The 9,489-nt window shown below is 66.4% G+C and carries 12 protein-coding genes and 1 tRNA gene; 5 read left to right on the top strand and 8 right to left on the bottom strand.

What is annotated here, in order from left to right:
• On the top strand, positions 1 to 1,219 hold a 1,219-nt coding region (locus tag CUR21_RS18360; protein WP_100198525.1), incomplete at its 5' end, for an NAD(P)H-hydrate dehydratase.
• Here CUR21_RS18360 and CUR21_RS18355 read toward each other — a convergent pair.
• Positions 1,216 to 1,701: a Hint domain-containing protein gene (locus CUR21_RS18355; protein WP_157792061.1), complete on the bottom strand. Its 486-nt coding sequence runs from the start codon at positions 1,699 to 1,701 to the stop codon at positions 1,216 to 1,218. The two genes, CUR21_RS18360 and CUR21_RS18355, sit on opposite strands and share 4 nt — an antisense overlap.
• Positions 1,702 to 1,938: 237 nt before the next feature.
• Here CUR21_RS18355 and CUR21_RS18350 point away from each other — a divergent pair.
• The 3 genes from CUR21_RS18350 to CUR21_RS18340 all read left to right on the top strand — a co-directional run bounded on the left by CUR21_RS18350 (position 1,939) and on the right by CUR21_RS18340 (position 4,395).
• Positions 1,939 to 2,023: transfer RNA gene (locus CUR21_RS18350), tRNA-Leu, on the top strand.
• Between the two features lie 186 nt (positions 2,024 to 2,209).
• A complete protein-coding gene (gene tig / locus CUR21_RS18345) occupies positions 2,210 to 3,544 on the top strand; it encodes a trigger factor (RefSeq protein WP_100198522.1) in 1,335 nt (444 codons plus the stop codon).
• Between the two features lie 104 nt (positions 3,545 to 3,648).
• Entirely contained in the window at positions 3,649 to 4,395 is a 747-nt protein-coding gene (locus tag CUR21_RS18340) for a hypothetical protein (protein ID WP_157792060.1), read from the top strand.
• A 12-nt stretch (positions 4,396 to 4,407) separates the two neighbouring features.
• On the opposite strand, the gene CUR21_RS18335 is transcribed toward CUR21_RS18340, so the two are convergent.
• The 6 genes from CUR21_RS18335 to rpsF form a co-directional block, all read right to left on the bottom strand.
• The gene (locus CUR21_RS18335) at positions 4,408 to 4,995 is read right to left on the bottom strand and encodes a CHAP domain-containing protein (protein ID WP_232622863.1); all 588 of its coding nucleotides are present in this window, start codon (positions 4,993 to 4,995) and stop codon (positions 4,408 to 4,410) included.
• Positions 4,996 to 5,097: 102 nt separating this feature from the next.
• Positions 5,098 to 6,051, bottom strand: a complete 954-nt coding sequence (locus tag CUR21_RS18330; RefSeq protein ID WP_100198520.1) for a DMT family transporter — start codon at positions 6,049 to 6,051, stop codon at positions 5,098 to 5,100.
• 137 nt (positions 6,052 to 6,188) lie between these two features.
• Positions 6,189 to 6,455, bottom strand: a complete 267-nt coding sequence (locus CUR21_RS18325) for a hypothetical protein (protein WP_100198519.1) — start codon at positions 6,453 to 6,455, stop codon at positions 6,189 to 6,191.
• 137 nt (positions 6,456 to 6,592) lie between these two features.
• Positions 6,593 to 7,162 (bottom strand): 50S ribosomal protein L9, encoded by a 570-nt coding sequence (gene rplI / locus CUR21_RS18320; RefSeq protein WP_100198518.1) that lies wholly within the window; start codon positions 7,160 to 7,162, stop codon positions 6,593 to 6,595.
• 13 nt (positions 7,163 to 7,175) lie between these two features.
• On the bottom strand, positions 7,176 to 7,403 hold the full coding sequence (gene rpsR, locus CUR21_RS18315; protein ID WP_100198517.1) for a 30S ribosomal protein S18: 228 nt from the start codon (positions 7,401 to 7,403) through the stop codon (positions 7,176 to 7,178).
• Positions 7,404 to 7,432: 29 nt separating this feature from the next.
• The gene (gene rpsF, locus CUR21_RS18310; protein WP_100198516.1) at positions 7,433 to 7,882 is read right to left on the bottom strand and encodes a 30S ribosomal protein S6; all 450 of its coding nucleotides are present in this window, start codon (positions 7,880 to 7,882) and stop codon (positions 7,433 to 7,435) included.
• A gap of 339 nt (positions 7,883 to 8,221) precedes the next feature.
• On the opposite strand from rpsF, the gene CUR21_RS18305 reads away from it, so the two are divergent.
• A complete protein-coding gene (locus CUR21_RS18305; RefSeq protein WP_100198515.1) occupies positions 8,222 to 8,797 on the top strand; it encodes a YceI family protein in 576 nt (191 codons plus the stop codon).
• Between the two features lie 81 nt (positions 8,798 to 8,878).
• On the opposite strand, the gene CUR21_RS18300 is transcribed toward CUR21_RS18305, so the two are convergent.
• The coding region (locus tag CUR21_RS18300) for a YceI family protein (RefSeq protein WP_198431753.1) at positions 8,879 to 9,489 on the bottom strand (611 nt) is incomplete at its 5' end.

Raw genomic sequence — 9,489 nt, 5'->3', positions numbered from 1 at the left:
GGCGGCGATGCGCGCCGCTTGGGCCCCGTGGGGCCCGGTCGGGGCGCTGGAGGAGGCGGTGGCGGGCGCGGATCTGGTGGTGGACGCGCTGTTCGGGATCGGGCTGTCGCGGCCCGTGCCCGAGGCGGTGCGCCGCGCGCTCGGTCCGGCGCAAGGGCGGGTGGTGGCGGTGGATCTGCCCTCGGGGATCTGTGCCGAGACGGGGCGCGATCTGGGCGCCGCGCGGCGCTGTGACCTGACGGTGACGTTCCATCGGCGCAAGCTGGGGCATGTGCTGGGGGAGGGTCCGGCGTGGTGCGGCGCGCTGCGGGTGGTGGACATCGGGCTGGAGGGCGCGATGCCTGCGGGGGTGGTGCAAGAGGCGCTGCCCGCGCGGGAGGCCTTGGCCAAGCGGGCGGGGCACAAGTTTGACCATGGGCATGCGCTTGTGCTGTCGGGGCCTTCGGGGCGCGGTGGCGCCGCGCGGCTGGCGGCGCGGGGGGCGCTGCGGATGGGGGCGGGGCTGGTCACACTGGGCGCGCCGCCCGAAGCGCTGGCGGAACATGCGGCGCGGCTGGATGCGGTGATGCTGCGCGCGGTCGCGGATGCGGGCGATCTGGCGGCGCTGCTGGAGGACAGGCGGATCAGCGCGCTGTGTCTGGGGCCGGGGATGGGCAGCGGCGCGCGGGAGGCGGGGCTGCTGGCCGCGGCTTGCGCGGGGCAGGCGGCGCTGGTGCTGGACGCCGACGCGCTGACGCTGCTGGCCCGGGCGCCGGAGGGGGGCGCGGTGCGGGACGGCGTGCGGCGGACCCGCTCTGTGCTGACGCCGCATGGGGGCGAGTTTGCGCGTCTGTGGCCCGATCTGGCGGATCGGCTTGCGGCATCCGAGGCGAAAGGCGCCGTGTTTTCAAAGGTGGAGGCGTGCCGTGCGGCAGCGGCGCGGGTGGGCGCGGTGGTGCTGTTCAAAGGGCCGGACACGGTGATCGCGGCCCCGGACGGGCGCTGCGCGGTGCATGTGGCGGCCTATGAGCGGGCCGCGCCTTGGCTGGCGACGGCGGGCAGCGGCGATGTGCTGGCGGGGTTCATCTGTGGCGCGCTGGCGCGAGGGATGCCCCCCTTTGAGGCGGCCTGCACCAGCGCGTGGCTGCATGGCGAGGCGGCGCGCCGTTTTGGGCCGGGGCTGATCGCGGAGGATCTGCCCGAGACCTTGCCGGGGGTGTTTCGCGACCTTGGCCTTTAGGCGCCGGGTGTCGCGGGGCCGCAGCCGAGTTCCAGCCCGCCTGCAAAGACGACCTGCGGATCGGCGAAGTGCAAGGTGATCATCCGCGCCTGTGGCAGGGTTTCGGCGCAGATCGCGCCGCCATCGACCAGATGTTCGGCGGGCATCACCGCCCGCACCAGCCCGGCCATGGCCCGGTCGCGCCAATCGCGGATCAGCAGCGGCTGGCGCGGCGAAAGGTGCAGATCGCCCGCAGGGCGGTTGGGCCCGAATGCGCCTTGTGCCACGCGGATCACGCGGGCCTCGGGCACCACGGCGAGGTCGACCGCGGTGACGGTGCGGGCGCCCGCGCGGGTGATGACCTTGTCGCCCGGCGCAATGCATTCGACCGGCAGCACCCCGGCGAGGGTGAGAATCGGCGTGCCGCAGGCGATGCCGCAGGCGGGCATCCGGGTGCCCACATCGACCGGACCCGCGCTGATGGTTTTGCCAAGCTCTGCCATGATCCTCTCCTTTGCTGTCCTGATGCTGTTTGCCTGAGCCCGATGCTTGGCTTGAACTGTGGCGTCATCAGGGCTGTGGAAAGACATTCCGGCACAGGGCCTGCCGCATTTCGAGGGCTTCGCGCGCAAGGACAGGGGGCGGGCGGATGGGGAGGGCGTGTGGGCGCGTTTTCCCTCTCGCCAGCCGCGCGCGGCTTTGCTAGAAGCCGCGGCACGCCGGGCCTGCCCGGCAGCGATGCGGGTGTGGCGAAATTGGCAGACGCACCAGATTTAGGTTCTGGCGCCGCAAGGCGTGGGGGTTCAAGTCCCTCCACCCGCACCACTTTGACCTGTTGAGGCGCCGCTGATCGCGCAACGGGGCGCGGCACGCGCGGATTTTCCCCTTTCTGCTGAACATTCGGGCGCTGGGGCGCCATTCGGGCTTGCAAGCGGCGGTGCGGATTTATAGGAGAGGCGGGAAAGTTTTGACTGCCGCCTGTTCTGGCGGCCCAACCGATATGGGGAAAATATGCAAGTCACCGAGACCCTGAACGAAGGGCTGAAGCGCGGCTACACCATCACCGTGACCGCCGCCGAACTGGAAGCCAAGGTTCAGGAAAAGCTGGTCGAGGCGCAGCCCGAGATCGAGATGAAGGGCTTCCGCAAGGGCAAGGTGCCGATGGCGATTCTGCGCAAGCAGTTTGGCCAGCGCCTGCTGGGCGATGCGATGCAGGACGCCATTGATGGCGCGATGAAAGACCATTTCGAAAAGACCGGCGATCGCCCGGCGCTGCAGCCTGCCGTGAAGATGCAGGGCGGCGACGAATGGGCCGAGGGCAAGGATGTTGTGGTCGAAATGACCTATGACTGCCTGCCGCCGATTCCGGAGCTGGATGCGGGCAAGATCAGCCTTGAGCGTCTGGTGGTGAAGGCCGACGACGCCTCGATCGACGAGGCGCTGAAGAATCTGGCGGCGACCGCGCAGAACTTTGAAGACCGCAAGAAGGGCGCCAAGGCCAAGGACGGTGACCAGATCACCATCGACTTCAAAGGCTCGGTCGACGGCGATTACTTCGAAGGCGGTTCGGCGGAAGATTACCCGCTGGTTCTGGGCTCGAACTCGTTCATCCCGGGCTTTGAGGCCCAGCTGGTCGGCGCCAAGGTGGGCGACGAGCTGAAAGTGGACGTGACCTTCCCGGAAAACTATGGTGCGGCGCATCTGGCCGGCAAGGCTGCGGTGTTTGAATGCACCGTGAAGGCCGTGAAAGAGCCGAAAGAGGCCGAGCTGAATGACGAGCTGGCCAAGAAATACGGCGCGGAAGATCTGGCCGCGCTGAAAGGCCAGATTGCCGAGCGTTTGGGCGTGGAATACCAAGGCGCGAGCCGGGCGATCCTGAAGCGGTCGCTGCTGGACCAGCTGGACGGCTTGGTAAAGTTCGACCTGCCGTCGGCACTGGTTGAGGCTGAAGCCGGGCAGATCGCGCACCAGCTGTGGCACGAGGAAAACCCGGACGTGCAAGGCCACAACCACGACAGCATCGAGCCGACCGAGGAGCACAAGGCCTTGGCCGAGCGCCGCGTGCGTCTGGGCCTGCTGTTGGCCGAAATCGGGCGCAAGGCCGAGATCACCGTGTCGGATGCCGAAATGACTCAGGCCGTGCTGAATGCGGCCCGTCAGTATCCGGGGCAGGAGCGTCAGTTCTTTGAATTCGTGCAGAAGAACCCGCAGATGCAGCAGCAACTGCGCGCGCCGCTGTTCGAGGATAAGGTTGTGGACCACATCGTGGCGCAGGCGACCGTGACCGAGAAGGAAGTGGACAAGGACGCGCTGCAAAAGGCGATTGACGCGCTGGACGAGCTGTAAGACACGATTTTTCTGCGAAAAATCGGAGTATTTGCGATTTTTCTGCGAAAAATCAGGGGGCCGCGCTTGGGTGCGGCCCTTTTTCATTTTCCATGGAGGCGATGATGCCTGCGTTTCTTCCCGATCTGCCTGAGGCGCGCATTCTGGCGGCGCTGTCGCGCGCCCCCGGTCATCCGGTGCGGTCTGGCAAATTTGATGCGGCGGAGTCTTCGGCCGCATTGGTGGCCAATGCCTTTGGCTGGTTTCTGGAGCGGCCGGGGATGTTGCCCGCCTTGCCCGGGGTGCCGGCGGGCGCGGTGGAGACGGTGGATCTGGCGGTGGAGATGCGGTTCCCATGGTCGGGCGGGCGGCATCCTTGGCTGGATGTGGGGATCGGCACGCGGACCACGCTGGTGGGGGTGTCGAGCACGCGCTATGAGCCCTATCGGCCGGGCAAGCAGACCGGATTTTCCGAAGTGTATGACCGGCCCGCCTGGGGGCCGAATATGGGGCGCTATACGGCGCTGGCGCGGGGGTTGATCGAGGGCACGGTGGGATACCGCAGTCTGGATGCGGCGCTGTTGATCAAGCAGGCCTATGGCTTGCGCACGCGCGCCGAGAAGCGGGCGCTGGGGTCGGTGCTGGTGTATCTCTATGCGGAGCCCGAGGCTTGGGCTTCGGGCAAGCCGGTTGACGCGGCGCGCAAGGCCGAGCACCGGGCCGAGGTGGCGGCTTTTGCCGAGGCGGTGGCGGGGGATGAGGTGGTCTTCGTGCCGCTGTGCTGGGGAGATCTGCTGCGCCAGTGGGAGGCAGAGCCTGCCTTGCGCGGCCATGTGGCGGCCCTGCGGGCGCGGTTCGGCGCGCTGGGGTAGCGCGGGGGGGAATTAACTGGCAGCCTCTGCGGCGGCGGCGGCGCCGATCTTGCGCGGGTAGACGAAGCCGTGCAGCGGGCGCGGGTTGCCCAGCACACCGGGGGTGGCTTCGACCTGCACGCGCGACCAATCGCCCTTTTCGGACACGTCGATCACCGGCATTTTCAGCGAGATCTGGTTGCGGTGCCAGTTGGCGTGGTCGATCAGCACCTTGCGGTCGGAGATGACTTCGGAGACGACGGCGACATGGCCGAGGCGGCTGCTGGAATGCGGGGCGAAGACCATGACGGCGCCCGCCTCGGGGGCCTTGCCACGGTAGTATTTGCCCTTGGCGGCGGCGAACCACGTGCCGGCATTGCCTTGCAGATCGATTCCCGAAGCGGTGCGGGCGAAGGGCACGCACCAGACGCGGGTGCCGCGGGCTTGCTTGGCCTTGACCTCGGCAATCGCCTTGGCTTGCAGCATGGGATTGAAGGAGGAGGGGGCAGGCGCGCTCATCGTGGATTTGGTGAGCGTGTCGCCGCAGGCGGTGAGAAGGCCAAAGCTGGCACACAAGAAGAGAGCGCGTGCAAAGCCGCGTGTCTGTGATGTGAAGGTCAAGATGGCCGTCCCCAGTTTTTCCTGTGAGGGTGTTCTACACCATGTTTCAGGGGCTGAAAGGTGGCGTGATCGGGGGGTGGCGGAAACCTGCCTGTCGCGGCGTCAAGGGCGGGCGCGGAGGGAACCCTTTTGGATCTGCCGCTCGCGCCACAGGACATAGAGTCCGGCGGTGAGGATGATGGCGATGCCCGCCCAAGCGTGCGCGTCGGGCCATTCGGCGAAGAAGGCCCAGCCCCAGAGGATGCCCCAGAGCAGGGCGCTGTATTCGAAAGGGGTGACGGCAGCGGCGTCGGCGATGCGGTAGGCTTGGGTGAGCAGGGTGAGGCCAAGGGCCGCGATCACGCCGCAGCCCGCCATCAGCGTGGCATCGAGCGCGGCGGGCCAAACCCAGCCGCGCAGCAGGAAGGCGAGCGAAGGGTGCAGATCGAGGGCAGGGTTGCCGCCAAAGGACAAGGCCATCAGAGCGGCGAGCAGGAGAAACACCAGATTGCCCCAGAAGGCCATCGCCGGGGCGCTTTCCCGGGTGCCGAGCTTGCGGGCGAAGATCATCGACAGGCCATAGCAGAGGCCCGAGAGCACAGGCAGCAGGGCCGCCACCTCGAACAGGCCCGCCCCGGGGCGCAGGATGACGAGGACGCCGCCAAAGCCTGTGAGCACCGCAAGGCCGCGCCGCCAGCCGACAGCTTCGCCCAGCATCGGCACCGAGAGAATCGTGATGAAGAGCGGCGCCGAGAAATAAAGCGCCACCACCGAGGCCAAGGGCAGCGCGGGCAAGGCGAGGTAATAGGCGGCATAGGCCACGAACATCACCAACCCGCGCCCGATCATCGCCCGGGTGCCGGGGGTGAACAGGGTGCCAAGGCCCCCGTCGCGCGCGACCAGCCAGAGCAGCAGCGGCAAGGCCGTCAGGCTGCGAAACACCATGGCCTGTGACAACGGGTAGCTGCCTGCCAGCAGTTTGAGAATCAGATCCTGCACGGAAAACAGGCCCAGGCCCGCACAGAGGCAGAGAATGCCAAGGCTGGAGTCATGGCGGGGCTTGGGCAGGGCTGTCATGAGGTGGGCGTGATGAGGACGGGCGTCATGCGGGGGGGGGCTGGCCGGAAAGGATGTGCCCGGCAGCAAAGCATGGCGACAGCTGGCCCGCGCCTCTGGCGCCGACATCGGACGTGTCGGGGATGGGCCGCGGGCGATCAGGGGGCCGAGGGCGCCTTGACGAAGCGTGCGCCGTTCGATTCGGCTTTGGTCGCAAGCGAGATGCGGGGGGTGGCGGTCTCGGGGAGATCCGCTTTTCCGACAACGGAGTCGGAGGCAGCGCTGGGGGCCGCCAGTGGTGTCATCTCGACCATGACAGGGCCTTGCGGGCCTGCGGCCCAAGACGTGCCTTGAAGGTGCTGGAAACTGAGAAAGGCCGAAAGGCCCAAGAGTGAAAAGCCGGTGAGCAGGACGAGCATGCGCATGGGGCACCTTTGCCGGAAGAACGGAGCACCGATGTGGGCTGCGACTGTGGCGCGGGTGGGGCGCCCGAAGGGCTTTGATGAGAAAGGGCCGCGCAGAGTGACTGCGCGGCCCCTTTTGTCTGGCACGGAGGCCGGACTTATTCTTCCTGAGCGGCACCGCCGATATCGTCGAAGAGTTCGGCGATCTCGAAATCGGCTGCGGCTTCGGCTTCGGCGGCCAGTTCCTGAATGGACTTGCCCGAGGCTTGCAGTTCAGCCTCTTCGACCGAACGGGCCACGTTCAGGTTGATGCGCACGGAAACTTCCGGGTGCAGGACAACCGTGACCGGGTGGATGCCCAGATCCTTGATCGGCTTGTCCAGAACGACCTGACCGCGCGAGACGGTGAAGCCGCCTTCGGTGGCCACTTCGGCGGCGTCACGGGTGGTGACGGAGCCGTAGAGCGCGCCCGAATCGGATGCCGAACGGATGATGACAAAGGTCTGACCATCGAGCTTGGCTGCGACGGCTTCGGCCTCTTTCTTGGTTTCGAGGTTCTGCGCTTCCAACTGGGCCTTTTTGGCTTCGAAGGATTTGATGTTGCCATCATTGGCGCGCAGCGCCTTGCCTTGCGGCAGGAGATAGTTGCGGGCGTAACCGTCCTTGACGTTCACGACTTCGCCCATCTGGCCGAGTTTGGCCACGCGCTGAAGAAGGATCACTTGCATGGTCTGGTGCTCCTTATTTCACGGCGTAGGGCAGCAGGGCGAGGAAGCGGGCGCGCTTGATCGCGCGGGCCAGCTCACGCTGCTTGATGGCGGAAACGGCGGTGATGCGCGACGGCACGATCTTGCCACGTTCGGAGATGTAGCGCTGCAGCAGACGCGTGTCTTTGTAGTCGATCGCCGGAGCATTGTCGCCCGAGAAGGGGCAAACCTTGCGGCGGCGGAAAAATGGTTTGTTCGCCATGGTTTATGGTCCTTTCCTGAGGCTGATGATCAACGACGCGGGCCGCGGTCTGCACCGCGATCGCCACCGAAGCCGCCACGGTCGCCACCGCGCTCGGGACGGTCGCCGCCGAAGGCCGGACGCTCGCGGCGTTCGCCACGCTCACCGTCACGGTCGTCACGCTTTTGCATCTGCACCGAGGGGCCGTCGTTATGGGCGTCGACCTTGATGGTCAGCACGCGCATCACATCGTCATGCAGGCGCATCAGGCGTTCCATTTCCTGCACGGCGGCCGGAGGCGCATCCGATTTCAGGAAGGCATAATGGCCTTTGCGGTTCTTGTTGATCTTGTAGGCCATCGTCTTGACGCCCCAGTATTCCGATTCGACGACTTTGCCGCCGTTGTCGGAAAGCACTGCGGTGAAATGTTCGACAAGGCCTTCAGCCTGCGTGTTGGAAAGATCCTGACGCGCAATAAAGACATGCTCATACAGTGGCATGTATCGTCCTTTTCGTCTCGGGCGGCTTCAAAGACCAACGGCATTTGGCCTTTCCGCGGCCGGGTCACGAGAGGCATCGCCATGGAAGGGAATGCGGAAAGGATGCGGCCTTATACAGATGTGGGGCCGGGATGCAAGCGCGGTGCGGGGCTGCGCTGCTGGGGCAGCCGGTGCGGGGCTGGGCTGCTGGTGCAGCGGGCGCCTGTGCGCCACACGCAGGCGTTATGTGCGAATGCGCGCAAGTTTTGCGCGCGGGCCGCGAATTGTGCAAGTGCAGCAAGGGAGGCAGGTTTGCGCCACACAGCGGGCCGTGGTGGCCTGCCGGACTGGAGATTGAGCATGACCCGTATCGCCCCCATCGCCCTGATCGCGGCCCTTGCCGCAGCCCCTGCCTTTGCCGAAGCCGAAAAGTATACCGTGGACGCGAGCCATGCGCAGATCGTGTTCAGCTATGACCACCTTGGTTTTTCCACCGGCTATGGCATGTTCTCGGGCTATGAAGGCGAGATCATGTTCGATCAGGCCAATCCGGCCGAGTCGTCGGTGACGGTATCTTTCCCGGTGCGCTCGATGCTGACCGGATGGGAAGCGCGCTTTGAGCATTTCATGTCGGCCGATTTCTTTGATGCCGCCGAGGATGAGATGGTGACCTTCGCCTCGACCGGCATCGAAGTGACCGGCGAGACCACGGCGCTGATCACCGGTGATCTGACGCTGAACGGCGTCACCAAATCGGTGGTGCTGGATGCGGTGCTGAACCAGGCGGGCGATCACCCGATGGAGAACAAGCCTTGGGCCGGGTTCAGCGCGACCACCACGCTGCTGCGGTCGGATTTCAACGTGGGGGCTTTCGCGCCCTTCGTGAGCGATGAGGTGCAGGTGCAGATCTCGCTGGAAGCGATGAAGGCCGAGTAAGCTTTCGCTGATCGGAAAGGGGAAAGGCCGCCGGAGTGATCCGGCGGCCTTTTTCTTTTGAGCGGGTCTTGGGGCCCGGTTTCAGGGCCGGGTGGCGGTGAGGGTGACGTCCACCGTGACGCCAAAACCCACCGAGGATTCATCCGCATAGCTTTGCCCCATGCCGAAATCGCGGCGGTCGAGCGTGGTTTGCCCGGTCATGGTGGCGGTGTTGCCGTCAAGGTCGAGGGTGAAGGGCAAGGAGACCGGCACCTCGGCCCCGCGCAAGGACAGGGTGCCGCTGGCCAGATAGCCGGTATCGGCGGGCAGGATGTCGGCGGTGAAGATGGCCTGCGGATAGGTGGCGACATCAAAGAAATCGGCACTTTGCGCCTGTTGCGTGACCGAACCCAGCGTGAGCGAGGTGGTGTCGATGGTGACGGTGACCTGCCCGTGGCGGCCGTCGGTGGCGGTCTCGTCAAAGGTGATGTCGGCGGCCCAAGTGGCAAAGCTGCCGCTGACGGTCTGGCCCATCTGGGCGACGGAGAGCGCAAGCGTGCCTTCGCTGACCTGCCAGTTGCCGCTGGGGGCGGGGGTGCTTGCGACGGTGGGGGCGGTGGTGATGGGGGTGCCGCGCGGCAAGGCGGCGACGCCGGCGCCAAGGCCAAAGAGCGCGAGGGCCGCGAGGAGCGGCAGGCGCGCGGGCGGGGCCG

It is taken from the genome of Pseudorhodobacter sp. MZDSW-24AT (assembly GCF_002794355.1).
GTDB lineage: Bacteria > Pseudomonadota > Alphaproteobacteria > Rhodobacterales > Rhodobacteraceae > Pseudotabrizicola.
The sequence above is the reverse complement of the archived record's forward strand: the minus strand, read 5'-3'. Positions and strand labels throughout refer to the sequence as shown.